23 protein-coding genes and 1 pseudogene are annotated in these 25787 nt (G+C 59.9%); 11 read left to right on the top strand and 13 right to left on the bottom strand.

The window, feature by feature from the left end; translation table 11 throughout:
• Positions 1-29 precede the first annotated feature (29 nt).
• Positions 30-2753 carry a cation-transporting P-type ATPase gene (locus tag CWM54_RS15690; RefSeq protein ID WP_165785934.1) on the bottom strand — a complete coding sequence of 908 codons (2724 nt, stop codon included), beginning with the start codon at positions 2751-2753 and terminating at the stop codon, positions 30-32.
• A 501-nt stretch (positions 2754-3254) separates the two neighbouring features.
• Between CWM54_RS15690 and CWM54_RS15680 the strand changes: the two genes are divergently transcribed.
• Positions 3255-3503, top strand: coding sequence for a DUF1158 domain-containing protein (locus tag CWM54_RS15680; protein ID WP_008805539.1), 249 nt, complete (start codon positions 3255-3257; stop codon positions 3501-3503).
• Between the two features lie 16 nt (positions 3504-3519).
• Here the strand turns inward: CWM54_RS15680 and CWM54_RS15675 are convergent, their stop codons facing one another.
• Positions 3520-3861, bottom strand: coding sequence for a RamA family antibiotic efflux transcriptional regulator (locus tag CWM54_RS15675; protein ID WP_002893035.1), 342 nt, complete (start codon positions 3859-3861; stop codon positions 3520-3522).
• Positions 3862-3891: 30 nt separating this feature from the next.
• The gene (locus tag CWM54_RS15670) at positions 3892-5007 is read right to left on the bottom strand and encodes an MBL fold metallo-hydrolase (protein WP_162493283.1); all 1116 of its coding nucleotides are present in this window, start codon (positions 5005-5007) and stop codon (positions 3892-3894) included.
• 179 nt (positions 5008-5186) lie between these two features.
• Here CWM54_RS15670 and CWM54_RS15665 point away from each other — a divergent pair, with 179 nt between their 5' ends.
• The 3 genes from CWM54_RS15665 to nfsB all read left to right on the top strand — a co-directional run bounded on the left by CWM54_RS15665 (position 5187) and on the right by nfsB (position 6909).
• A complete protein-coding gene (locus tag CWM54_RS15665) occupies positions 5187-5771 on the top strand; it encodes a TetR/AcrR family transcriptional regulator (RefSeq protein ID WP_100681990.1) in 585 nt (194 codons plus the stop codon).
• Positions 5768-6136: an MmcQ/YjbR family DNA-binding protein gene (locus CWM54_RS15660; RefSeq protein WP_008805536.1), complete on the top strand. Its 369-nt coding sequence runs from the start codon at positions 5768-5770 to the stop codon at positions 6134-6136. The genes CWM54_RS15665 and CWM54_RS15660 overlap by 4 nt, the downstream gene beginning before the upstream one ends.
• Before the next feature lie 119 nt (positions 6137-6255).
• The gene (nfsB, locus tag CWM54_RS15655; RefSeq protein WP_004178896.1) at positions 6256-6909 is read left to right on the top strand and encodes an oxygen-insensitive NAD(P)H nitroreductase; all 654 of its coding nucleotides are present in this window, start codon (positions 6256-6258) and stop codon (positions 6907-6909) included.
• Positions 6910-7349: 440 nt separating this feature from the next.
• Here the strand turns inward: nfsB and CWM54_RS15645 are convergent, their stop codons facing one another.
• The 4 genes and pseudogenes from CWM54_RS15645 to CWM54_RS15625 all read right to left on the bottom strand — a co-directional run bounded on the left by CWM54_RS15645 (position 7350) and on the right by CWM54_RS15625 (position 10427).
• On the bottom strand, positions 7350-7637 hold the full coding sequence (locus CWM54_RS15645; RefSeq protein ID WP_023322192.1) for a helix-turn-helix domain-containing protein: 288 nt from the start codon (positions 7635-7637) through the stop codon (positions 7350-7352).
• Positions 7630-7947, bottom strand: a pseudogene (locus tag CWM54_RS15640) (type II toxin-antitoxin system RelE/ParE family toxin). Before CWM54_RS15640 ends, CWM54_RS15645 begins: the two are co-directional and overlap by 8 nt.
• Positions 7948-8131: 184 nt before the next feature.
• Complete coding sequence (locus CWM54_RS15635; protein ID WP_100697722.1) at positions 8132-9175, bottom strand: DUF2157 domain-containing protein; 1044 nt, start codon at positions 9173-9175, stop codon at positions 8132-8134.
• Between the two features lie 385 nt (positions 9176-9560).
• On the bottom strand, positions 9561-10427 hold the full coding sequence (locus CWM54_RS15625; protein WP_100681986.1) for a helix-turn-helix transcriptional regulator: 867 nt from the start codon (positions 10425-10427) through the stop codon (positions 9561-9563).
• A 108-nt stretch (positions 10428-10535) separates the two neighbouring features.
• On the opposite strand from CWM54_RS15625, the gene CWM54_RS15620 reads away from it, so the two are divergent.
• Positions 10536-11963: an MFS transporter gene (locus CWM54_RS15620; protein WP_100697721.1), complete on the top strand. Its 1428-nt coding sequence runs from the start codon at positions 10536-10538 to the stop codon at positions 11961-11963.
• Positions 11964-12033: 70 nt separating this feature from the next.
• Positions 12034-13278, top strand: a complete 1245-nt coding sequence (locus CWM54_RS15615) for a mechanosensitive ion channel family protein (RefSeq protein WP_004202471.1) — start codon at positions 12034-12036, stop codon at positions 13276-13278.
• A 2-nt stretch (positions 13279-13280) separates the two neighbouring features.
• Here the strand turns inward: CWM54_RS15615 and CWM54_RS15610 are convergent, their stop codons facing one another.
• Positions 13281-14261 (bottom strand): LacI family DNA-binding transcriptional regulator, encoded by a 981-nt coding sequence (locus CWM54_RS15610; protein WP_061155433.1) that lies wholly within the window; start codon positions 14259-14261, stop codon positions 13281-13283.
• A gap of 232 nt (positions 14262-14493) precedes the next feature.
• Here CWM54_RS15610 and CWM54_RS15605 point away from each other — a divergent pair, with 232 nt between their 5' ends.
• Positions 14494-14910, top strand: coding sequence for an Exc2 family lipoprotein (locus tag CWM54_RS15605; protein ID WP_004183289.1), 417 nt, complete (start codon positions 14494-14496; stop codon positions 14908-14910).
• Between the two features lie 19 nt (positions 14911-14929).
• On the opposite strand, the gene CWM54_RS15600 is transcribed toward CWM54_RS15605, so the two are convergent.
• The 5 genes from CWM54_RS15600 to CWM54_RS15580 form a co-directional block, all read right to left on the bottom strand.
• Positions 14930-16081 (bottom strand): Gfo/Idh/MocA family protein, encoded by a 1152-nt coding sequence (locus CWM54_RS15600; RefSeq protein ID WP_100697719.1) that lies wholly within the window; start codon positions 16079-16081, stop codon positions 14930-14932.
• 1 nt (position 16082) lies between these two features.
• Positions 16083-17105 (bottom strand): sugar phosphate isomerase/epimerase family protein, encoded by a 1023-nt coding sequence (locus tag CWM54_RS15595; protein ID WP_100697717.1) that lies wholly within the window; start codon positions 17103-17105, stop codon positions 16083-16085.
• A 17-nt stretch (positions 17106-17122) separates the two neighbouring features.
• The gene (locus CWM54_RS15590) at positions 17123-18328 is read right to left on the bottom strand and encodes an MFS transporter (protein ID WP_162678332.1); all 1206 of its coding nucleotides are present in this window, start codon (positions 18326-18328) and stop codon (positions 17123-17125) included.
• A 186-nt stretch (positions 18329-18514) separates the two neighbouring features.
• Positions 18515-19891 carry a phenylalanine transporter gene (pheP, locus tag CWM54_RS15585; protein WP_016160431.1) on the bottom strand — a complete coding sequence of 459 codons (1377 nt, stop codon included), beginning with the start codon at positions 19889-19891 and terminating at the stop codon, positions 18515-18517.
• Positions 19892-20067: 176 nt separating this feature from the next.
• Positions 20068-21552 (bottom strand): aldehyde dehydrogenase family protein, encoded by a 1485-nt coding sequence (locus CWM54_RS15580; RefSeq protein ID WP_061155436.1) that lies wholly within the window; start codon positions 21550-21552, stop codon positions 20068-20070.
• 159 nt (positions 21553-21711) lie between these two features.
• Here CWM54_RS15580 and CWM54_RS15575 point away from each other — a divergent pair, with 159 nt between their 5' ends.
• From CWM54_RS15575 to CWM54_RS15560, 4 genes are all read left to right on the top strand, one after another.
• Complete coding sequence (locus CWM54_RS15575; protein WP_100681980.1) at positions 21712-23013, top strand: NAD(P)/FAD-dependent oxidoreductase; 1302 nt, start codon at positions 21712-21714, stop codon at positions 23011-23013.
• Positions 23014-23026: 13 nt separating this feature from the next.
• On the top strand, positions 23027-23392 hold the full coding sequence (locus CWM54_RS15570; protein WP_100681979.1) for a cupin domain-containing protein: 366 nt from the start codon (positions 23027-23029) through the stop codon (positions 23390-23392).
• Between the two features lie 306 nt (positions 23393-23698).
• Entirely contained in the window at positions 23699-25198 is a 1500-nt protein-coding gene (locus CWM54_RS15565) for an APC family permease (protein ID WP_100681978.1), read from the top strand.
• On the top strand, positions 25176-25718 hold the full coding sequence (locus CWM54_RS15560) for a DUF3156 family protein (protein ID WP_100681977.1): 543 nt from the start codon (positions 25176-25178) through the stop codon (positions 25716-25718). The genes CWM54_RS15565 and CWM54_RS15560 overlap by 23 nt, the downstream gene beginning before the upstream one ends.
• Positions 25719-25787: the final 69 nt, after the last annotated feature.

Raw genomic sequence — 25787 nt, 5'->3', positions numbered from 1 at the left:
CGCGCCTGCAGCGAGGCGCGCGAGATCAATCAAGCCGTTTTGCGGAACCGGCGCGTCAGGCGCTTCTCAACTTCCACCACCAGGAACATGGCGACGCCGATGACCAGGGTGATAAACCAGTAGCGCAGCGGCAGCGCTTCCGTACCAAACATGCTCTGCATCAGCGGGACATAGATAATGACCAGCTGCATCAGCAGCAGGACACCGGTCACCAGCCAGATGCCTTTGTTGCGTAGCAGACCCATGCTCAAGGAGAAGCTGTCGCTGCTGCGGCAGTTGATCATGTAGACCCACTGCGCCGTCACCAGCATCTGCAGCAGCACGGTGCGGATAAACTCCGGACTGTGGCCGCGCGGCGCCAGCCAGGCCTCAAGGATAAAGGCGGCAATAGCAATCATAGACCCGACAAAAGCCACTCGCCACACGGCGAAGCCATCCATCACGTGCTGGCCGGTTTTACGCGGCGGGCGGTTCATCACGTTGCGCTCTGCGGCTTCAAAGGCAAGGCCGAAGGAGAGCGTCGCCGACGTCGCCATGTTCATCCACAGGATCAGCACCGGGGTCAGCGGAATAATGTTCCCCGCCAGCAGGGCGATGATGATCAGCAGCCCCTGCGCCAGGTTGGTCGGCATGATGAAGAGGATGGTCTTCTTCAGGTTGTCATAGACCCGACGGCCCTCTTTTACCGAGCTGGCGATGGTCGCGAAGTTATCATCGGTCAACACCATGTCAGCCGCCTCTTTGGTGACTTCGGTACCTTTGATACCCATGGCGATACCCACGTCGGCCTGGCGCAGCGCCGGCGCGTCGTTGACGCCGTCTCCGGTCATGCCGACCACTTCGCCGTTATCCTGCAGGGCTTTCACCAGGCGCAGCTTATGCTCCGGGCTGGTACGGGCAAAGATGTCGTACTCCACCGCCGCCTTCGCCAGCGCCGCATCGTCCATGTGCTCCAGCTGGTAGCCGGTCATGGCCTGGCTGCTGTTGGTGATCCCCAGCATCTGGCCGATGCTCATCGCCGTCTGCGGGTGGTCGCCAGTGATCATCTTCACGCGGATCCCGGCGGTCTGGCAGGCGTGGATGGCGTCAATGGCTTCCGGACGCGGGGGATCCATCATCCCGGCGATGCCGAGGAAAATCAGCCCCTCCTGCAGGTCCTCATGGTTAAGGGTGGTGGCATCAAGGCTGGCAGGCTTACAGGCCGCCGCCACCATGCGCAGTCCCTGACGGGCGAAGCGCGCCATCTCCTCTTCCCAGTAGTGCGCCTCGAACGGCACCGCGCCGTGGCGGCTCATCTGCTCGCGGCACATGGCGAAGATAACGTCCGGCGCACCGGTGATCAGCACCCGGGCCTCGCCATCGATGTGCTGCAGGGTCGACATATATTTGTACTGTGAGTCAAAGGGGATCTTGGCCACCAGACGGGCCTCCACCGCCGGGAGCTGCGCTTTCGCCGCCAGCACCTTCAGCGCCCCTTCGGTCGGCCCGCCGGTGATCCCCCACAGACCGCGCTCATCCTGGGTAAGCTGGCTGTCGTTACACAGGTCGATGGCGCGCAGCCAGGTCTCCAGCACGGTGCCGGGCTGAACCTGCACGGGCTCGTCGCTCCCCTCAAGGAAGATCCGTCCCTGCGGCTCATAGCTGTCGCCTTCCACCCGGTAGCAGCAGTCTGCAGTGATGATCGCTTTGACGGTCATTTCGTTCATCGTCAGGGTGCCGGTTTTATCCGAGCAGACCACGGTCATGGCGCCGAGAGTTTCCACGGTCGGCAGCTTACGAATAATCGCCCGCTTGCGCGCCATCGTCTGCACGCCCAGCGACAGAATAATCGAGATGATCGCCGGCAGCCCCTCCGGTACCGCGGCCACCGCCAGGCTAATCAGCGACAGCAGCAGCTCGCCCATCGGAATATCCCGCAGCGCGAGGCTAAAGATAAACAGCGCCACCATCATGGCGAGGATAATGACAAAAATCGCTTTGCCGAGCTTATCCATCTGCACCAGCAGCGGGGTACGGTGCTTCTCAATACCCGCCATCATCTGGTTGATATGGCCGAGTTCGGTCTGTGCGCCGGTGGCGGTCACCACGCCGGCGCCGCCGCCAGCGCTGATGGTCGTCCCGGAGAAAACCATGTTCACCCGGTCGCCCAGCGGCAGTTCGCCCTCCAGCGCGTCGGTGATTTTATCCACCACCGTCGACTCGCCGGTGAGGATCGCCTCTTCCACCCGCAGGTTGTGCGTTTCAATCAGGCGCATGTCCGCCGGTACGCGGTCGCCGGCGCGCAGGATAACGATGTCCCCCGGAACCAGGTCGCGCGTCGGGATAGTCTCATGTTTGCCGTTACGCTGGACGCGGGCATCGCTGGAGAGCATGTTGCGGATCCCCTGCAGGGATTTTTCGGCGTTGCTCTCCTGGATATGGCCGATCAGGGCGTTAATCACCGTCACGCCGAGGATCACCAGAGTATCGACCCAGTGACCCATGATGGCGGTCAGCGCTGCGGCAGCCAGCAGCACGTAAATCAGTACGTCGTTAAAGTGGGCGAGAAAGCGCAGCCAGCCCGGTTTACCCTTCTTTTCCGGCAGGGCATTCGGACCAAAGGTATTCAGGCGCTCGGCGGCGTCTGCGGAATTTAACCCAGCGGCCTGGCTTTTTGTCTGCGCCAGCACTGCGTCAACGGTCTGCTGCCAGACCTGCCGTGGCGCGGTGTCGCCCGAGGGCGTCGTAAACTTTGGGTTATTCATCTTGGTCAAATTACATTTTCCTTATAAATTCCGTGAGTCGGAAAGCCTGAAATCATTCCTGGCCAATGAAGTAAAACGTGGCTAAAAAGCCGGTAAAAATGTGATCAAATATCCGCCTAAATTTTTCGCAAAATACAAAATGTGTGATAAGTTAATTCACAAGTTAAATATTACAGAATATTAATAAACCAAAACTAAACGAGGTTAAATATGTTTGGAATCTACCGCGGACGCCGTCTGGCGCTGTACATCCTGCTGGCCATCATTGTTGCCACGCTGGTGGGATATAGCACTTATAGTTTTGTAAAAGCGCTGGCATAATAATGACGTTAATTTACACCCAGCTGCAATTAACTTAATTACAAATTATTTCAAATTAATTAACATGAGAGCGAAAGGCAGGCAATAATATTTAAAACAGCCGTGTTATAGAGAGTAAAAAAACAAAGCATATTGCGTTAAGCATTATTTTACCGGACAATATGTTTTTTAACTGATGATTAACATGACATGAAACATCCGCTGGAAACGCTTCTCTCCGCCGCCGGGATCTTACTGCTGGCCCTGCTCTCCTGTCTGCTGTTGCCCGCGCCTTCGCTGGGCCTGACGCTGGCGCAAAAGCTGGTTGAGACATTCCATATGATGGATCTCAACCAGCTCTATACGGTGTTGTTTTGTCTGTGGTTCTTAGCGCTGGGCACCCTTGAATTTCTGGTGCTGCGCTGGGTGTGGCGTCGCTGGTTCTCCCTCGAACGGTAAACCAGGAGAGCGCGCCTCAGTGGGCGCGGCTGTGGTTTTCTTTACGGTAGGCGCCCGGCGGCTGATTGAAGGTCCGGGTGAAGACGCGGGTAAAGGTCTGTTGCGAATCAAAGCCATACTTCAGGCAGATATCGTAGACCCGCTGATCGGTGTCGCGCAGATCGCGGGCGGCCAGCAGCAGCTTCCTTTCACGAATATAGCGCCCGAGGCTCTCTCCCTTGTACTGTAAAAACAGCCGTTGCAGATGCCATTTCGAATACCCGGCATGGCGAGCGATATCATCAATACGCAGCGGTTGATGCAGGTTGTCATCAATCCACTCGACGATAGTGTCAATCACCTGAGCGGAAATCGTCATATGCTCTCTCCTCTGAAACTGCACTGGCGCTTAGCGCCACCAGGCGTTAAATGATTGCGTCTTATCGGCGACCCACAGCGGCTCGCCCTGCATAGGCGTCAGCAGACGCCAGGCCCTTCCTTCGCTGGCAGCCGCCAGCCGTTGATACGGTTCATCCCAGCTGTGTTTCGCCAGAACAAACCGTCCTGCATGACCAGGCAGCACCGCGCGGGCGCGCAGGTCGTCGGCAGCCTGAGCCGTTTCATCCGGCATCATGTGGATATATTTCCAGTCCTGGTCATACTGCCCGTTCTCCATGATCGCCAGATCAACCGGACCAAATTCATCACCAATCGCTTTGAAGTGCGGCCCGTAGCCGCTGTCGCCGCTGTAATAAATTTTTTGCTGCGGGGTGACGAACAGAAAACTGGCCCACAGCGTCTGGTTACGCTTCAGCCCACGGCCGGAAAAGTGCCGCGCCGGCAGAACGTGAACGGTGAATTCATCGCTGACCGGTATCGCCTGCTGCCAGTCCGCTTCGGTAATCAGCGCCCCGTCCATCCCCCAGTAGCGCAGATGCGATCCGACACCCAGCGGCGTAATGACCCGCTTAATTTTCGGCAGCAAGGCGCGGATGGTGGCGTAATCCAGATGGTCGTAGTGATCGTGGGAGATGATCAGTAGATCGATATCCGGCATCCCTTCTGCCCGCCACGGATAGTCGCCGGGAAAGGCTTTATTGATAAAGGAGAACGGCGCCGCGTAATCGCTGAACACCGGGTCGATCAGGATGCGTTTTCCCGCCAGCTGCAGGTACCAGGAGGAGTGGCCGAGCCAGACCATCACATCCTGCCCCAGGGGCAGCGTCGCCAGGTCGGTCTTCACCAGCGGCAGCGGCTGAGCGGGACGGGCGTTTTCCCGTTTGGTCATCAGGAAATCCCACCACGCCGCCAGCATATTTTTCTGCCCGGTGAACCCTGGCGTGGGCAATTGGTTATGGAACTGGCCGTCCCGGTAGTGGGGGGACGCTTCCACCTGGCTAAGCTGTGCTCCCTGCGGCGCCTTACCAAAACCGGCATTGAGGACAAACGGCAATGTCGTTGCTGCTGCGAGTAACATGATGGCGACCACGCTAAAAGTGACACGGTTCATATCCTGACCAGACAAAAGCCCCCATCCCGGAGGCTTTGTGATATAACTTGATTATGAGTGAGTACGCACTCATTATTAGGAAAGTGATGAAAGTCGTCAAGACGATTTTCAATTTTTGCGTTCCGCCGTTGCAGCGACCTGGTCAGACGTGCAAAGATCGGCGGTTTGTTTAAACCTGCGTGAGGAAAAAAGTAGTGGCTCGTCCAAAGAGTGAAGATAAAAAGCAAGCGTTACTGGAAGCTGCCACCACGGCTTTCGCCCAGTCCGGCATCGCCGCCTCAACGTCGGCCATTGCCCGCAGCGCCGGTGTGGCCGAGGGGACGCTGTTTCGCTATTTCGCCACCAAGGATGAGTTGCTCAACGAGCTGTACCTCGCCATTAAGCTGCGTCTGGTACGGATGATGATCGCCGGGCTGGATCCGGACGAAAAGCGCCCGAAAGAGAATGCGCGCAATATCTGGAACAGCTATATCGACTGGGGGGTGCGCAACCCGATGGAGCACAAGGCGATCCGCCGGATGGCGCTCAGCGAGCGCATCACCGACGAAACCCGTCGCCAGGTAAAAGAGAGCTTCCCGGAGCTCAACGAAATGTGCCAGCTGTCGGTGAAAGAGATTTTTCTCAGCGAGGCGTACCGCGCCTTTGGCGATGCCCTGTTTCTGTCGCTGGCGGAGACCACCATCGAATTCGCCAGCCACGATCCGCAGCGCGCCCGGGAGATTATCGCCCTCGGCTTTGAAGCCATGTGGAACGCCCTGCATGAGGTTGACGCCAAATGACCCCCGAGATGCTGCATCCCTGCGCTCATCGTATCGCCCTGACCTACCCGTTTACCGAGCACTGCTGGCCTTTTGGGCCAGAGTATGATGTGTTTAAGGTCGATGGCCGTATCTTTATGATCACCATGACCATTCGCGGCCGGGCGCTGGTCAACCTGAAGGCTGAGCCGCAGAAGTCGCTGCTGAATCAGGAAATTTATCGCAGTATCGAACCGGGCTACCATATGAACAAGAAACACTGGATCACGGTGGTGCCGGGAGAGGATATCAGCGAGGATCTGCTGGCCGAGCTGATTGACGATTCGTGGCATCAGGTGGTGAATAAGCTGAGCAAAAAGGCCCAGCAGCGGCTGCGTCCGCGCTGATTTTCAGCCAAACGCGATAAGTGTTATCGCATTTTTCACCCTTATCATTTTGCGATCTTCGCTGTACTCTTCCTCTCCTTAACGCACCGGTAAGGTGCTGTAAACTGTGAGGAAGAGTTATGGATATCGTATCGGTCGCTTTGAAGCGCTATTCCACCAAGGCCTTTGACGCCACGAAAAAGCTGACTGCCGGGGAAGCGGAACAGCTGAAAACGCTGCTGCAGTACAGCCCGTCTAGCACCAACTCCCAGCCGTGGCACTTTATCGTCGCCAGCACCGATGAAGGGAAAGCTCGCGTAGCCAAAGCCGCCAGCGGCACCTACGTGTTCAACGAACGTAAAATTCTCGACGCCTCGCACGTGGTGGTGTTCTGCGCGAAAACCGCGATGGACGACGCCTGGCTGCAGCGCGTGGTGGATCAGGAAGAGGCCGATGGCCGTTTCGCCACCCCGGACGCAAAAGCCGCTAACCACAAGGGTCGTACGTTCTTTGCCGATATGCACCGCAAAGAGCTGAAAGATGACGATCAGTGGATGGCGAAGCAGGTGTATCTCAACGTCGGCAATTTCCTGCTGGGCGTGGCGGCGATGGGCCTCGATGCCGTGCCGATCGAAGGGGTCGATTTTGCGATCCTCGATGAGGAATTTGACCTGAAAGCCCAGGGCTACACCAGCCTGGTGGTGGTCCCGGTCGGCCACCATAGCGTGGAAGATTTCAACGCCACCCTGCCGAAGTCGCGTCTGCCGCAGTCGACGACCATCACCGAGATTTAATCTCTCACCAGGCGCCTTTCACCGGGCGCCTCTGGTGCCACTTGTCAGTGCCGGGTGGCGGCTACGCCTGACCCGGCCTACATAACAATGTATATCATATAGTTACCTCTCACCGTAGGCCCGCGCAAGCGCAGCGCCGCCGGGCAGGGGCTGCGGGCGCGGAGCGGCTTTTATGCCGGGCGGCGGCTCACGCCTTGTCCGTTCTGGGGTTCGTGCGACCTGTTGGTGATTTACCCACTTGCGCGACTGAAACTGCCGGTTCCTCCATCTCCCTGTGGGAGAGGGCCGGGGTGAGGGCAGCAGAGCGCACCCATTCACTGTTCCCCGGAACCGTAGCCCGATGCGCCGTTGTTTTGTCGGGTGGCGCTTCGCTTACCCGACCTACGGCCCGTGCGACCTGTCGTTAATTTGAGCCGGTAAGTGAATCGCCACCGAGGGCGTTAGTAAAGTAAAATTTGTGGGTGCTTTATACCGCAGGCTAACGCGTATCGCGTTAAGGTATCCAGACTGGCGCGGGTGACATTGGCTTCCATTCTGGAGACCGTCGGCGCACTCACCCCCATCCTCTGCGCCACCTGGGCTCGGGTCAGCCCCGCCTGCTCGCGCCATTGCGCCAGCATAGTACGTAATCGCTGTTGACGTTCTTGCGCATCGAACGCAGCCTGAACCTCAGGCTGGCTAAGCAGTTCTGTTTTTAACGTATCCCAGTCAATGATCTTTTTACTCATTGCGCATCTCCTCTAATCGCTTCAGCGCCAGGCGAATTTCCGATGACGGGGTTTTTTGCGTTTTCTTGACAAAAACCCGTAGCAGAAAGAGCGTCTTGCCTTGCTGAAAAACGTAGATCCCTCGCCCCTGTACCGAACCTAACGCACGAATTTCAAATAACCCCTGCCCCAGCGGTTTACTGTCAGGTTCTCTCAGCGCGGTGGGATTTTAGCGTAACTTGTCTATTTGCCGGATCATCTTCGCCTGGACAATGGGCGGAAGCGCCTGCAGTTCCTTTTTAACGTCCACATGCACAACCAATCTGAACATCAGACTCCCTTCCTCTGGATGTTAGCATATAAGAAAAATTGCCTTAAAGGCTAATTTTTGAGATACCCGGCAAGCCTATGCTCATTTGCAGCCAATCGCAGAAAAATGCGCTGAAACTGGAATCAGGGACGAAAAAAGGCCGCGACTGAGCGCGGCCTGAGTGGTTAGCGTTCTCAACGCGAACTTATTTTTTCTCCACCTGCCCTTCGCCCGCGTGCCAGATGCGCTCGGCATAGCGGCCAATCACCGCCAGCGAGACGGCAAGGATCAGGAAAAACAGCACCTTGTGCATCCCGTTCCAGAAAAACTCAAAGAAGCGGGTATAGAGATTGATCGCCAGGAAGGTTAGCCCGAAGCCGCGCAGCATTCCGTCATCGGTTTTCAGGCTGATAAAAATGCAGACGCCGGCCGCCGCGGCAAACAGCAGCCCCCACGGCAAGAGTCGCGCCTGACTCACTTTGTACCAGCTGTCAGCGTCGTAATTGCCGAAAATCGACAGGATCCACAGCGCAATAAACAGGTACGTGAGGCCCATCGCCTTGCTGACGGTAAACAGCTGCCGCTGGCGAAGCAGGGATTGCGCGCCGTAGCAGAGCGCCAGCAGCGCGCCGCCGAACAGGACGAAGCGAATCGGGTAGTTCATGCCCAGCCAGTAGGCGCCCCACCCCGAGACATAGCCGGTTTCCGCGCCAAACCAGTTGCCCAGCGCCAGCAGAAAAAAGAGCCACACCAGCCCGGAGCGGGCAATATAGCCGATGGCGCCGTAAATCACGCATCCGGCCAGAAACAGCGGTGCGATATGGCCGCTGCCGTTATCCAGCCGTTCGCCAAGCTGCCATAGCGCCACGGAGGTAAAGACGACGCCCAGAAACAAAATCGCCTCGGTGCTGTAGTGCCACTGCGTCTCCCGCCGCTGGCGGCGAAAACCCCAGCCGTAACAGGCGACTGCCAGCAGCGCAGGCAGCAGGATCCGCGTCAGCGCCGAGTGGCTGAACAGGCTCAGCAGCCACGCCACCAGCTCGCTGTCGGCGAACAGGCTGCCCAGAGCAATCAGCACGCAGGCCAGCGCGGTCCAGAAGGCGTAGCGGCTCAGGCGCCGCCAGTCGAAGGGGGAGACGCGCAGCGTTTGCGCCAGCCGCTGGCTGTCCGCCGGGGTTAACTCCCCGCTGGCCTGCCAGGCGTTCAGCGCGCGCTGAATAATGCGCTGTTCTTTTCGGGTTACGTTCATAGGCATTCCTTGAGACTGATGACAAACCTGTTTTCGCTAATGTGCTCGCCTTTTTGCCGGGTGGCGGCGTACGCCTTACCCGGCCTACAAACCCAAATCACCGCGGGTCCTGGGGCTGCTGAAACTGCCGATGCTGGCCGGAGCCCGGGGGTACAGGGGGCGGCGGCGACTGGCCGCCCCCTGTGCGCTCCCTGCGCCATGAGAGATATAACGCAGAAGACTAACCGGGAGCGCAATGTGCGCTGAAGTCGCAGATAACATAAAAGACTTCCCTGCAGTGCTTTCCCTCACCCTGGCCCTCTCCCGGAGGGAGAGGGAACCGTCCAGCAGCCCGGCCGGGCAATACCCGAAGATGGCACATTCTCAACCATCTGAGTCCTTGTGATTAATGTTGATCCAGCCACGCCAGCGCCTGCTCGCCCGCCTCGTCCATCGGCAGATAGACCAGCAGGCGCGAACCGTTGCGCGGCGCCGAATACCAGTACATCTGCTGCAGACTGAATCGCCCGAGCTGCGGGTGGTTAAAATGTTTAATCTGGTTTTCCACACCGCGCACCTCGTAGCGCTGATGCCACAGCGTTTCAAACTCCGACGAGGCGGCGAAAAAGCGCGCCAGCTTGTTTTCCCACGCCGGCTCGCCACGGTGCTCGGCCATCGCGGCGCGAAAATAAGAGACGAAGGTCGGCAGCACATCGCGATTTTCGATCCGGCTGCGCCAGGTCTCATGGGTCAGATAGAGATAAATGCAGTTGCGATCTTCTTCCGGGAGGGTGGCGAAATCGATGCCCATCAGGCGGCAGAAGCTGTCGTTCCAGGCCACAATATCAAAGTTCGGTTTCTGAATACTGGCTGGCTGCGGCATCAGGCTGTCCAGCATCCGGCGGGTACCGGGGCTGATGCCTTCGCACACCGTCACCTGGGTCGCTTCCGGCGGGGTCAGCCCGGCCAGTACGAACAGGTGCCGGGTCTCCAGCGGACTGCACTGTAAAGCATTCGCGACCCCCACCAGCACCGCCTCCGACGGATTCACCTCCCGCCCCTGCTCCAGCCAGGTGTACCAGGTGACGCCGACGTCGGCGAGCATCGCCACCTCTTCCCGACGCAGGCCCGGCGTGCGCCGACGGCCCACGCGGGGCAACCCCAGGCGCTGCGGATCGAGGCTTTCACGGCGGGCGCGCAAAAATGCCCCCAGCTGTTTGCGTCGATCGTCCGGCACGGCGATCGTCAACTCCCGTTGCGGCATCGTGGTCATCACCCCTCCAGCATAGTAGTGCCAGTACCAGTATAGACAGGAACTGGTACCCGTTTAATTTATCGGTAATGCTACGTCGGTCTGCTGAATGACGCAATGGAGAATCCCATGAATACGTCTGCTGTTTCACCCGGCCGCGCCGGTCTGTTGCTGCTGCTGGGCGGCCAGATGCTGCCGCTTATTGATACCTCGATCACCAATGTGGCGCTGGATGCCATCACCCACACCCTGGCGGCCAGCGCCACGCAGCTGGAGCTTATCGTCGCGCTTTACGGCGTCGCCTTTGCCGTCTGCCTGGCGATGGGCAGTAAGCTTGGCGATAACTACGGCCGCCGGCGCCTGTTTATGTGGGGCGTCGCCCTCTTTGGCATCGCTTCCCTGCTGTGCGGGATGGCGAACAGCATCGGCGCCCTGCTGGCGGCCCGCACCCTGCAGGGCGCCGGGGCGGCGCTGATTGTGCCGCAGATCCTCGCGACCCTGCACGTGACCCTCAAAGGCCCCGCCCACGCCCGGGCCATCAGCCTGTATGGCGGCATCGGCGGCATCGCCTTTATCGTCGGTCAGATGGGCGGCGGCTGGCTGGTGTCGGCGGATATCGCCGGACTGGGCTGGCGCAACGCCTTTTTTATCAATGTGCCGATCTGCCTGCTGGTGTTGGCCCTGAGCCGCCGCTATGTGCCGGAAACCCGTCGCGAGACGCCGTCGCGTATTGACTGGCTGGGCACGCTGTACCTCGCGCTGATCCTCTGCTGCCTGCTGTTCCCGATGGCCCTCGGTCCGGAGCTGCACTGGCCGCTGTGGCTGCAGCTGATGCTGGTGGCGGTCCTGCCGCTCATGTTCGCCATGCGTCAGAGCGCCCTGCGCCAGCAGCAGCGCGGCGACCATCCCCTGCTACCGCCGCGTCTGCTGCAGTTGACCAGCATCCGCTTCGGCATGGCCATCGCCCTGCTGTTTTTCAGCGCCTGGTCCGGCTTTATGTTCTGCATGGCGCTGACCATGCAGGAGGGGCTGGGGATGGCGCCGTGGCAGTCCGGCAATAGCTTTATCGCCCTCGGCGTGGCTTATTTTATTTCGGCGCTGTATGCCCCGCGGCTTATCGCCCGCCACAGCATGGGGCGGATCCTGTTGACCGGTCTGGCGGTGCAGATCGCCGGACTCCTGCTGCTGTGCGCCACCTTCTCCCGCTTCGGCATCGCCACCACCGCCCTGACGTTGGTCCCCGCCACGGCGCTGATCGGCTACGGCCAGGCGCTGATCGTCAACAGCTTTTACCGGATTGGCATGCGCGATATCAGCGCCAGCGATGCCGGGGCCGGGAGCGCCATCCTCAGCACCCTGCAGCAGGCGACCCTCGGTCTGGGACCGGCTATCCTCGGTTCGCTGTTCCTCGCGCTGGCCCGTCGCGGCGGCGGAAACTATCCGCAGGCGCTGATTGATTTTCTGCTGGTCGAGGTGGTCATGATGCTGTTGCTGGGGGCCATCGCGCTGTGGCTGCGCCATCATCTCAACCGACAGCCGGCGACGATGGCCTCGTAATACCGGCGGCGGTGATTTGCATAATAGCTATCCAGCGGTCATCATACCCGCTGGATATTCAGGAGACGTTATGCAGGAATTAATATCGCAAATTGCCGCCTTAGGTATCGAAATAACCCCCACCCGCTCGCTGATGATTATCTTCGGCATTATCTTATTCACCGCCGTGGTCGTGCATCTGATATTGCACAAAGTGGTCCTGCGCGCGTTCGAAAAACGGGCATTGGCCAGCAGCCACCTGTGGCTGCAAATCATCACGCAGAATAAACTCTTTCACCGACTGGCTTTTACCCTGCAGGGGATCATCGTCAACGTGCAGGCGGTGCTGTGGCTGCAAAAAGGCAGCGAGGCGGCGGAAATATTAACCACCGTGGCTCAGCTATGGGTAATGATATATGCCATGCTGTCCTTCTTCTCGCTGCTGGATGTGATTTTAAAGCTGGCGCAGAAATTTCCCGCCGCCTCACAGCTGCCGCTGAAGGGTATATTCCAGGGAATTAAGCTGGTGACGGCGATTATTATCGGCATCCTGATTATTTCCCTGCTGATAGGCCAGTCACCGGCGATCCTGATTAGCGGGCTCGGCGCGATGGCCGCGGTGCTGATGCTGGTGTTTAAAGATCCGATCCTCGGCCTGGTGGCCGGTATTCAGCTCTCTGCCAACGATATGCTCAAGCTTGGCGACTGGCTGGAGATGCCGAAGTACGGCGCCGACGGCGCGGTGATCGATATCGGCCTGACCACGGTCAAGGTGCGCAACTGGGACAACACCATCACCACCATTCCGACCTGGTCGCTGGTCTCCGACTCGTTTAAAAACTGGAGCGGCATGTCAGCCTCCGGCGGCCGCCGCATTAAGCGCAGCCTTAACATCGACACCACCAGCATTCATTTTCTTGATGAACAGGAGCAGCAGCGCTTGATCCGGGCGAAGTTGCTTAAGCCCTATATGGATTCGCGCCACGAGGAGATTAGCGCCTGGAACCAGCAGTACGCCGGGGAACAGTCGGTTCTCAATGAGCGGCGAATGACCAATGTCGGCACCTTCCGCGCCTATCTGCAGGAGTATTTACGCCATCATCCACGTATCCGCCAGGATATGACCCTGATGGTGCGCCAGCTGGCGCCGGATGCCAACGGGTTGCCCATCGAGATCTACTGCTTCACCAACACCGTGGTGTGGGCGGAATATGAGGGGATCCAGGCGGATATTTTCGACCATGTCTTCGCCGTGGTGGAGGAGTTTGGCTTACGCATTCATCAAACGCCCACCGGCAACGACATTCGCGCGCTGGCGGGCGCCTTCTCCCGCTGACCTCAGGCGCTGGCGCGGTCAATCACGCGCCAGTCCATCATCACACGCTCGACGGCGGCGTCGGGATCGTCGATGCGTTTCATCAGCAAGGCCACCGCCGTGCGGCCGATCGCCCGGGAGGGCTGTTCGACGGTGGTCAGCTGCGGGGAGACCACTTCCGCCAGCTCGGTGCCGTCGAAGCCGATCACCGCGATATCCTCCGGCACCCGCAGTCCGGCCTGGGCGATCGCCCGCAACGCCCCGGCGGCGAGGGAGTCCGAAACGGCAAACACCGCATCGGGCTGCTCGTCTTGCGACAGCAGCTGCTCCATCGCCCGTTTACCAGCCGCCGCGCTAAGATCCTGCGCGTAGGTCACCTGCTGATACGCCAGACCATGCACGTGCAGCACGCTTTTATAGCCGCGCTCGCGCAGGCGAGCATAGCGATAGCTCAGGTCGTGATTAATGAGCGCAATGCGGCGGCGGCCGCTATCGGCCAGCCTGGACACCGCCCCCTGAGCCGCCTCGACGTCGTTAATCCCGACGCAGGAGATGCTGCCGGTGTCGGCATACTCCGCGCACTGCACCCAGGGCGCATCGCCAATCATGGTGGTCAGCTCCGGCAGGCTGGAGAGCGCGTTCATGGTAATAATGCCGTCGACCATTTTGCCGGAGAGCAGCTGCAGGCCCGAGGTCGAGCGGGCCAGATCCGACCCGGAGTTACACAGCAGAATGCGGTAGCCGTTCTTCTCCGCCTCTTCTTCTATCCCCTTCACCACCTCGGCGCAAAAGGGATTAGCGATATTGGAGACCATCACCAGGATCATATTGCTGCGGGCGGTTCGCAGCTGACGCGCCAGCAGGTTCGGCTGATAGTTGCTCTCTTTGATCGCCTGCAGCACGCGCTCACGGTTTTTGGCTTTTACCGTATCGCTGTTGTTCAGCACCCGCGACACCGTGGCCACCGAGACGCCGGCCAGACGAGCAATTTTCTGAATAGACATAAACCCTGCACTTCCTGCGATAGAGGTGGATCCTGCAGGCTATCATAAATGACCTCTGGTCAGCCTGCCAGCCTGGCGCGAAAGCGCGGGAACGCGCGAGAAAACTATTAAAAATCAGGGCTTCTCTCCCACGCCGTTAACGCGCATCCTTTTGCCGTTCCACCCGGTTCGCGCTCTGGCGACAGCCCCCTGGCGCCCTATTTCTTCGTTTATGATTAAGGATGATATCTCCATGAGGCTCTCCACCGCGGTTCTCGCCCTCAGCTGTGCGCTGGCAACAATCACCGGCTGCACCTCGTCAAAATCGTCACCGGAACGCCACGCTTACGCGTTTGTCGCCCACCGCTCCGATTTTGTCGGCGGTAATTTCACCGTCAACCGCCAGGAAAATTACCGTTTAAACCTGCCGACCTTCACGGCAATGTACGCCCGCGGCCAGCAGGATAAAGCCGCTGGCATGAGCGAAAGCGACGCCCGCCGCACCGCCGAGGCCATCAAACAACAGGCGGCGCAGGGCACCCGCACCGAACACGCCTTTACCGGCAACGCCAGCGACAAATGGGATAATGCGATGGAAAATAAAGATGCCGTCCTGTTCGGCAACGAGCTCTCCGGTGCCTATCTCGACGGCTATCTTGGGGTGAAATAATCCTGCGCCCCGCCTGCGCTCAGCGTTCGACGCTGACCCAGCACTGCTGCTGATGGCTTTTGACGATCGCCTCAATGATGTACATCACATCGGCGCCGTCGTCGAAAGCGGCGAAGCGCCGGGCCCCGGCCTCCGGCATCCTTCCGGCACGTACCGCCTGATAAAATTGCCCCATCATATTCTTGAAGGCATCGGGCCAGCCCTCAATATGGCCGCCGGGGTAATGGGCGCTGGCGGCGGCCTCCGGCCGCAGCAGGCTCGGGTCGTCGCTGAGCAGGCGATCCGGCTGCTCGCGGTGGCCGATCCACAGCCGCTGGGGCACTTCCTGATCCCAGGCCAGAGAACAGAGGCTGCCGTTAATCTCCACCGCCAGACGGTTTTTCCGCCCGGCGCTCACCTGGGAGACCATAAAGCTGCCCTTGCTGCCATCGTCAAAACGCAACAGCACCGAGCCAAAGTCCTCAGTATCGACAGGCCGGGTTTCATATGCCTGCGCCTCGTGAACGGCGCTGAAGGTCGCTTTGCCATTGACTGGCGCTTTACGCGTCGGCCAGACGATAGACAGATCCGCCATCACCTCGACAATCCGCCGACCGGACATAAACTGCACGGTATCGCACCAGTGGGAGCCGATGTCGGCCACCGTCCGCGACGCGCCGCCCTGCGCCGAATCGACCCGCCAGTTGTAGTCGGTCTCCAGCAGCATCCAGTCCTGTAAATAGCTGCCGTGCGCCGCGAAGATTCTGCCAATATCGCCATGGCAGATCATCGCCGCCGCCTGCTGGACCATGGCGAACTGGCGATAGACAAAGCTGACGCCATGTACCACGCCGGCCCGGGCGGCAAGCGCCACCAGCTCCCGCGCCTCCTCCGCCGTCATACACAGCGGCTTTTCGGAGAAGACGTGTAGCCCGGCGGCGAGGATCTGCCGGTTAATCTGGGCATGCAGATGGTTCGGGGTACAGTTATGCACCACCTGCAGCCCCGGATGGGCCAGCAGCGCCTCCACGCTGTCGTAGGCATGGGCAATGTTCAGCGCTCGCGCCTTGCGCTGCGCCGCCTCAAGGCTGCTGTCGCACAGCGCTACGACCTCGACATCTCCCAGACGCCGCAGCGCCTCCAGATGCGCCGGGCCAATAAACCCTGCCCCGATAATCGCGACCTGAATCATGTTATTCCCTCCCGCCGGCGGCAAAGTCGTCGAAGGCCCGTTCGGCAACGGGAATGATATGGCGGCGGATAAACTCGCTGCCCTCGCGCGCGCCGGTCTCGGCGTCCTTCAGGCAGCACTCCCACTCCAGCACCGCCCAGCCGTCAAAATCATATTCGGTCAGCTTACTGAACACCCCTTTGAAGTCGATCTGCCCGTCGCCGGGAGAGCGGAAACGCCCGGCCCGCTGCTGCCAGGGCTGGTATCCGCCATAGACGCCATTGCGCCCGTTGCGGCGAAATTCGGCGTCCTTGACGTGAAAGGCTTTAATACGCGAGTGATAGATATCGATATAGGTCAGATAGTCCATTTGCTGCAGATGCAGGTGGCTCGGGTCATAGAGCATATTGCAGCGCGGATGGTTATCCACCAGCGCGAGAAAACGCTCAAAGGTCACGCCATCGTGCAGATCTTCGCCGGGGTGGATCTCATAGCAGACATCGACGCCCTGTTCGTCGAAGTGGTCCAGCAGCGGGCGCCAGCGCCGGGCCAGCTCGGCAAAGGCCTCATCCAGAAGCGGCTGATTGTGCGGCGGCCACGGATAAAAAAAGGGCCATGCCAGCGCCCCGGAAAAGGTCGCATGCGCCTTCAGCCCCAGGCGGCTGGAGGCCACTGCCGCCTGGCGCACTTTCTCCACCGCCCAGCGCTGGCGCGCCTGCGGATCGCCATGCAGCGCCGCTGGGGCGAAGGCGTCAAACGCCGCGTCATACGCCGGATGCACCGCCACCAGTTGCCCTTCAAGATGAGTGGACAGCTCGCTGATGACCAGCCCATGCTCCGCCAGGGTGCCGCGGACCTCGTCGCAGTAGGTCTGGCTCGCCGCCGCTCGCTCGACATCAAAAATCGCCGGGTGGTTGCAGGGGATCTGCAATGCCCGGTATCCCAGGCCGGCGGCCCACTGCGCCACCCCCGCCAGGGTGTTAAACGGCGCCTGCGGGCCGATAAACTGCGCCAGAAAAATGCCCGGTCCCTTAATCGTTTTCATACCCCCCTCCTGTAAAATTAGTGCGGCTCTTTCTCGTTGTACTGGAAAGAGAAAAGGAAAATCAGGGCGATAACCGCGGCGGCCACCGCCGGGATCCACCAGAAGGTCACCCAGGCCTGCGGCACGCTCTGGCCAGCCACCAGATGGTTATACAGCGTGCCGGAGATCTGCGAGCCCAGCAGCATGCCGATCCCGTAGGTGAACATCACAATCATGCTCTGCGCCTGGCCTTTGACCTTCTCGCCCGCCACGCGGTCGGTGTAGATAAAGCCGACGACAAAGAAAAAGTCATAGCACACGCCGTGCAGCAAAATGCCCAGATAAAGCAGGAAACGCCCCTCTTCGCTGACCCCGAGGGCAAAAAAGGCGTAGCGGACAAACCACGCCACCATGCCGATGAGCAGCATGTATTTCACCCCGAGGCGGCGGAACAGCAACGGAATGATCAGCATAAAGACGATCTCTGACATCTGGCCAAACGACATCGCGGTGCTGACATCCTTGACGCCGGCATCCGCCAGATACGACGCGGTATAGGCGTAATAGGTGCCTAACGGCACGGAAATTAAGGTGGCGCAGAGAGAAAAAATCAGGAAGTGACGGGTTTTCAGCAGCGCGAAGGCGTCCGCACACAGCAGATCGCGAAACTGAACCGGCATGCCTTTGGCCGGCGCCGGGGTATGGGGCAGCGTCAGGCTGTAAATCGCCAGCGCGACCGAACAGAGTGCCGCCAGCGTGAAGATGCCGGTGGTATCAGAGATACCGGTCACCCCGATGCAGATCCCGGCGATAATCCAGCCGATGGTGCCGAACACGCGGACCACCGGGAAGGTTTTATCGACATTGGCCAGGCTGTGGAACGCAATATTGTTGGTCAGCGCCAGGGTCGGCATATAGCACAGCGTATAGCCGAACAGCAGGCCAATCAGCAGGGCGCCGTTCTGCGCCACCAGTGCCTGGGGGACAAACCACAGGATCGCCGCCCCGGCGAGGTGCATCACCGCCATCACCTTCTGCGAGGCGAAAAAGCGATCCACCAGCATTCCCAGCACAAAGGGGGACAGGATGGAGGCGATTGGCCCGGCGGAGAACGCATCGCCGATCAGCAATGACATCTCATAGCGGGTCATCACCAGTCCCAGGGTCACCGACCAGCTGCCCCAGATAAAGAACTGCATAAACATCATTAACGACAGCCGCGGCACCAGAAAACGGTGGCTCACGCGGGCACTTTCCTGACCTTCTGTTGTTGTGACCATGTTGCTCGCCCTTAAAAGTAATCGATTACAAAATCGCTCAACACAAAAAGTAATCGATTACAAAAAGAAGATCGCCAGGCAAATTCCCCACCTGCGAAGAGGATCACAATAAAAAGGCAGGCAGCCCCGCCGGACGGCGGGGCGTCTCGCTTACGCCGGGCGGCGCAGCAGTTTGAAGGCGATAAACAGGAACAGGATCCACACCGGCAGCAGGATCGCCGACAGGCGCATGCCGTCGATAGTGCACATCAGCACCAGAATCAACCCAAGGAAAGCAATGCAGAAGTAGTTGCTGGCGGGCGCCAGCAGCGCTTTGAACTTCGATTCACGCCCTTTGCGGCGCTGGGCGGCGCGGAACTTCAGGTGCGCCATACAGATCATGATCCAGTTCAGGAGCAGCGTCGCCACCACCAGGGCCATCAGCAGCCCCAGCGCTTCATGCGGCAGCAGGTAGTTCAGCACCACCACCAGCGAGGTAATGACGCCTGACAGCAGCAGCGAATTCACCGGCACGCCGCGCTTGCTGACACGGGCGAGGAACGTCGGCGCATTGCCCTGCACCGACAGGCCGAACAGCATCCGGCTGTTGGAGTACACGCCGCTGTTATAGACCGACAGCGAGGCCACCAGAATGACGAAGTTCAGCGCGGACGCCACCATGTTGCTGTCGAGATGATGGAAAATCATCACAAACGGGCTGCTGTCGGATTTGATCTCCACCCACGGGTAGAGCGCCAGCAGCACCACCAGCGAACCGATATAGAACAGCAGGATACGATAAACCACCTGGTTCACCGCTTTCGGGATGCTCTTTTCCGGGTTTTGCGCTTCGGCGGCGGTGATGCCGATAAGCTCCAGCCCGCCGAAGGAGAACATAATCACCGCCAGCGACAGAATAAGACCGTGCCAGCCGGTGGCGAGGAAGCCGCCGTGTTTCCACAGGTTGTCGAACCCGGCTTTGCTGCCGCCGTGGCCGCCAAACAACATCCACAGGCCAAAGGCAATCATGCCGATAATCGCCAGCACCTTAATCAGTGCGAACCAGAACTCCGCTTCGCCATACAGACGGACGTTGACCAGGTTGACGGCGTTAATAATGAGGAAGAAGGCCGCCGCCCAGATCCAGGTCGGGACGTCGGGCAGCCAGTACTGCATGTAGATCCCGGCGGCGGTCAGCTCTGCCATTCCCACCAGCACGAACATCACCCAGTAGTTCCAGCCGGACAGGAAACCGGCGAACGGGCCCCAGTATTTGTAGGCAAAGTGGGCAAAGGAGCCGGATACAGGCTCTTCCACCACCATTTCGCCCAGCTGGCGCATGATCAGAAAAGCGACAATCCCGGCCACGGCGTAGCCCAGTAAGACCGCCGGGCCGGCCATCTGGATAGCGGGACCAATGCCGAGAAACAGGCCGGTACCAATCGCGCCGCCAAGGGCGATAAGTTGAATATGTCGGTTCTGTAAACCGCGATGAAGCGTCGGGCCGCTCTCTTCTACGGCATCCGACGACGTTGACGCGTCTTTCACGTCGTTCCCCTGTGTGTTTTTGCGAAGGGGCACCTTTTATCACTTAGGGGGAATTGTCGCAAGTTGCATGGGGCTATGGCGCGGACAGGGGCGGCCAGATTAACCACCGCTCGCATGGACCCAGGCCAGGCAAGGCGTCACCGTCGCCCGGCCAGGGCTGCCTCCACCGACAAAACTTAATAGCGCACCATCACCGACTTCAGCTCCGTATAATCATCGATAAACGCGCTGCCGAATTCGCGCCCGATGCCCGAGCCCTTCATGCCGCCGAACGGTACCGCCGGGTCGAGGAAGGTATGCATATTGACCCACACGATGCCGGCGTCAATCGCCTCCGAGTAGCGCAGCGCCTGGCGAATATTATCGGACCAGACGCTGGCCGCCAGGCCATATGGCGACGCATTGATCCGCGCCAGCGCCTCTTCTTCACTGCGATAGCCGATGAAGCTGCACACCGGACCGAAGGTCTCTTCGCGCATCAGGGTGCTCTCTTCGCTGCGGACTTTGACCGCGGTCGGCTGCAGGAAATAGCCCTCGCCGGGCAGCGCTTCACCGCCGCAAACAATGGTATCCCCCTCGTCGCGCGCGATCTGGATCAGTTTGAGCACTTTCTCGTATTGCTGACGGTTGGCCAGCGGCCCCATCAGCGTCTGTTCATCCAGCGGCGAGCCGGGCGCGAAGGCGCTGAGTCTTTCTTTCAGCAGCGCCAGCACTGCATCCAGTTTGCCCTGCGGCAGATAAAAGCGCTCCGCGGCGGCGCAAATCTGCCCCTGATTCAGGTAGCCGGCTTCAATAATGCCGTTGACCATCGCCTCCGGCGTCAGGTCATCGAGGAACAGCGCGGCGTTTTTGCCCCCCAGCTCAAGGGTCACCCGTTTACCGGAAGCGCTGGCCGACTGCTGGACTTTTTCACCGGTGGCCACCGAGCCGGTGAAGCTCACCTTGGCGCAGGCCGGATGGGTAATCAGCCGCTGGGCAATCTCGCCGCCGGCGCCGTTGACCACGTTAATCACCCCATCCGGGATACCCACCGCTTTTGCCAGCTCCGCCACGCGCAGCAGCGTCAGCGGGGTATATTCGCTCGGTTTGAGGACGATGGTGCAGCCGCAGACCAGGGCCGCCGCCAGCTTCCAGATGGCAATCATGATGGAGAAGTTCCACGGCACGATGCCGACCACCACCCCCAGCGGCTGGCGGCGGGTGAAGGCGGTATATTTCTCACCGTTCATGGAGGGGAGCGACACATCCAGCGTTTCGCCGGTCACCTTCCCCGCCCAGCCGGCGAAGTAGCGCAAAAACGCCACCGATTGATCCAGCTCCAACATCCGCGCCAGCATGATGGTCTTGCCGGAGCAGAGACTTTCCAGCTGCGCCAGCGCTTCGCGATGCTCAGCCAGGGCATCCGCCAGCTTCAGCAGCAGCGTACCGCGCGCCAGCGTCGGCATCTCGCGCCACTGACTGAACGCCTGGCGGGCACTCTCCATGGCGCGATCCGCCTGATCCACATCCGCTGCCGTCACCTCAGCAATTGCCTGACCGGTGGCCGGGTTAATCACCGCGAACGGCGCGCCGTGGCCTGCCGCCCGTTCACCGGCGATAAACTGCCCGTGCGGCTGGCGTAAAAAGGCGGTCACTTCCGCCAGTAAGGTTATCTCGCTCATCGTCAGCACCCGTTTTTTCAGCAAAGTTGGCTTATCACAGCACGGTTGCTCTGCGCCGCCCATCGTTCTAAAGAACGTCATTCTTCCGGACGATATTCAACGCCCACATGGCGTGCTGTGATGAGGACCTTGAGCCAGGCAAGACCACAGGGTAACGCGATGAACATTAAAATCGATGCGCTGAACTACTACGGCGCGACGAAGAAATACCACCTCCATTTTCCGGCGCTACGGGAAGATATTGAAGCCGATGTGGTGATTATCGGCGGCGGCTTCTCCGGCATTAATACCGCACTGGAGCTGGCGGAACAGGGCATCACCAACGTGGTGGTACTGGAAGCACGCCATCTCGGCTACGGCGGCACCGGGCGCAACGGCGGCCAGGTGATGGCCGGTATCGGTCACGATATCGAAGCGGTAAAAAAGCACGTTGGCAAAGAGGGGCTGGAGACGCTGTTTAAAATTTCCAATCTCGGCGCGGGCATCATTCGCGAACGCATCCGCAAATACCAGATCGACGCCGATTTCGTCCCCGGCTACGGCTATCTTGCCTATAACCAGCGGCAGCTAAAAACGCTGCGCCAGTGGGAGAAAGAGTTTAAGGCCGCCACCCCGGATGAAGATATCGAGCTGTATACCGGCAAAGAGGTGCAGCAGGTGGTTGGCTCCGAGGTTTACTGCGGCGCGCTGAAACATATGGGCGGCGGACAGATCCACTCGTTGAATATGCTGCTCGGTTCGGCGCAGGCTGCCCATTCGCTGGGGGTGAAGATTTTTGAATCCTCGCCAGTGGTGGAGGTGAATTACGGCAAACAGGTGCGGGTACGCACCGCGATGGGCAGCGTCAAAGCCGCCAAACTACTGTGGGCCTGCGACAGCTTCCTCAACAATATGGAGCCGGAGATCTACAACAAGACGCTGGTGACCTACTCCTATCAGGTGTCAACGGAGCCCCTTTCCGATGAACTGATCGAGCGCATCAGCCCACTGCGCGGCGCCTTCAGCGATATTCGCCCGGTGATTAACTACTACCGTGTCACCCGGGAAAATCGCCTGCTGTTCGGCAGCGCGACTCGCTTCGTGGAATATACACCGAACGATTTCGCCGCCTGGAATCGCACGCTGCTGGCGGAGGTCTTCCCCTATCTGAAGGATGTGAAGATCGATTTCGCCTGGGGCGGGCCGATGGCCTGTAGCGCCAACCTGTTCCCGCAGATCGGCACCCTACGCGATCACAACAACGTCTTTTACGTCCAGGGGTACTCCGGCTTCGGCGTCACCCCGTCACACATCGTGTGCAAAATCCTCGCCGAAGGGATCAACGGCGGTTCCGACCGCTATCGCCTGCTGAGCAGCATCCCCCACGCGACCATCCACGGCCGTGACAGCCTGCGCTTGCTATTAGTCACTGCCGGAAAAATGATGCATCAAACCGCCGGTTTCTGGAAAGGCCGGAGTTAACCAGGAGAACGCTATGCACGCTTTTAAACTTAAACACCCGGTACCTGACCTGCAGCCGATCGGCAGCGTCAGCCTGCTCGGCGCGACGCCGACCGCGGGAGACCCGCAGGTGGCCGGGACGATGATCTACGGCGAGCCGCAGGACGCCTTTACCTGCGGACTGTTTTCGTCCACTGAGGGGAGCTTTACCATGACCTATCCGTTTACCGAGCACGCTACCGTGCTGGAAGGCGAAGTGGAGCTGACCGTCGCCGGCGGCGAGCCGCAGCGCTTTACGCCGGGCGACAGCTGGTTTGTCAAACAGGGTACCGAAGTGGAGTGGAAAATCCTGACGCCGCGCTTTGTGAAGCACTACCTGGCGAACGTCGAGACGCGCTAACAAACTGATAATGCCCGGCGGCGCTGCGCTTGCACGGGCCTGGAGGACGAATGCCGTCGGTAGGCCGGGTAAGGCGCTAGCCGCCACCCGGCAGAAATACGCGCAACGTGGCAAGACAGATGGCCCCGCTTTCCGGGGCCATCTTATTTACTCGCCGCCACATTCATGGACTGCGTCACAGAATCATGCGCCGCCCTCCATCTTCCGGACGATATTCATTGAGCAGGATGCCCGCCTAAATTATGACTATCCGGGAGTGGCGCTGGCTATTCCCTGCCCTCCCCCACTATTGTGCAGAGGTTGACTATGTTTAGTAACAGACTCGCCAGCCATCTTGAGCGCGGCGTCGTCGGCTTCCCGACCACTCTCGCCAGCTCCGTCGGGCTGATTATGGCCAGCCCGGTGATCCTGACGGTCACCAGCGGCTTCGGCATGGGTGGCGATACCTTCGCGCTGGCGGTGCTGCTGGCCTTTATTATGATGCAGGCGCAGGTCACCACCTTTGCCGAGGCGGCGACGCTCATTCCTACCACCGGTTCGGTGTACGACTATATCTCCTGCGGCATGGGCCGCTTCTTCGCCATCACCGGCGCGCTGTGCGCCTATCTGATCGTGCATATTTTCGCCGGGACGGCGGAGACGATCCTGGCGGGCATTATGGCGCTGGTGAACTTCGAATCGATCAACGCCCAGATGGCCGCCCACCAGAACACCTGGATGGTGGGTGTCGGCATGGTGGTGATTTTCGGCTTGCTCAACGCCATCGGCGTGGAAATCTTCGGCAAAGTCGAAGTGGTGCTGACCTTCGGCATGTGGACCACGCTGACCATTTTCGGCCTGTGCGGCATTTTTATGGCGCCGGTGACTCATCTTTCCGGCTGGTTCGGCACGCCGCTGAACATCAGCGATATCAACGGTCTGTTCGGCTATATCGGCATGGCGATGTTTATGTTCGTCGGTTGCGAACTGGTGACGCCGATGGCGCCGGAGATCAAACAGGCCCACCGCACTATTCCGCGGGCGATGGCGCTGGGCCTGCTGGGGGTCGCCAGCTGCATGTTTATCTACGGCGCGGCGATCAACCGCCAGGTGGAGAACACCGTGCTCGACGCGGCCAACAACGTCCATCTGCTGGATACGCCGATGGCGATCCCGGCCTTCGCCGAGCGAGTGATGGGCCACGCCGGCCAGTACTGGCTGGGGGTCGGGCTGCTGCTGGCCGGCTGCGCTACCATCAATACGCTGATGGCCGCCGTGCCGCGCATTATCTACGGCATGGCGCTGGACGGCGCGCTGCCCCGCTTCCTGACCTGGCTGCATCCGCGCTTTAAAACGCCGGTGATCGCCATTGCCATCGGGGTGGCGATCCCCTGCCTGCACGCCTGGTATCTGAACGGCGATCTGGACCGCATCGTGCCGCTGATCCTCGCCGCGGTCTGCGCCTGGGGCGTCGCCTATCTGCTGGTTACCCTGTCGGTGGTGATGCTGCGTATCCGCCGCCCGGACCTGCCGCGCGCCTACCGCTCGCCGTGGTTCCCGCTGCCGCAGATTATCTCCAGCGTCGGGATCATCATCGCTATCGTCAATATCACGCCGCCGGGGATGGACAGCCGCCAGGTGCTGGTGCCGTTCGGCATTATGCTCGGCCTGACCGCCGCCTACGCCCTGTTCTGGACGGTGTGTGTGCAGCGCGTCAATCCGTTCAAGCCGCTGGTAGTGGAAGAGGTGGTTGAGCGCGCCATCAGCAACTACGAAAAACAGACCCGCGGGGAGATGACGCCAGATGTCCTCCGTCCCCTGGTTTGAGACGCCGTTAATGAACGCGGTGCAGCGCGATCTGGCGGGCTGGCCGTGCGAAAAGCTGAGCGAACGCAGCGCATTGCTGCGGTTGAACGACGCCACCGCCATTACCTTCAGCGTGCGTCAGAAGCGGCTGTTTATGGCCAGCATTCACAGCTGCGAGTTTGTCGTCGAGGGGCCGGTGACCCGGCCCGTGCGCGGTAACATTCGCGCCCATCAATCCGGCTGGTGGAAACGCCAGCCGATCCGCTTTATCGGCGGCAAAGACAGCGAGGAACTCGCCGGCTATCTCAACGGTTTTCCTAATCTCCAGCAGACCTTAAGCGAGCTGGATTACCGCCGCTTTTCGCTGACCTTTGATAGTAGCGGCTGGCGCTGCAGCATTGAACCCTGGGCCGCCAGCGAGGTGGTCTGCAAGATGCCGCCGCTGCGCCGTTATCTGAAGCTGGAAGCGCAGCAGCGGATGCTGCTGCTCAGCGTGCTGGCGATGGTTAATCAGGCGATAAGCCAGTGGATGCATGAGTGAACCGAATGCCCGCGCGATCACGCGCCGATCAGGCTCTCAAGGGGGATGCCGAACTGCGTATGAGGATAG

The organism is Klebsiella sp. D-Nf1, assembly GCF_002810515.1.
Lineage (GTDB): Bacteria > Pseudomonadota > Gammaproteobacteria > Enterobacterales > Enterobacteriaceae > Klebsiella > Klebsiella variicola.
The sequence above is the reverse complement of the archived record's forward strand: the minus strand, read 5'-3'. Positions and strand labels throughout refer to the sequence as shown.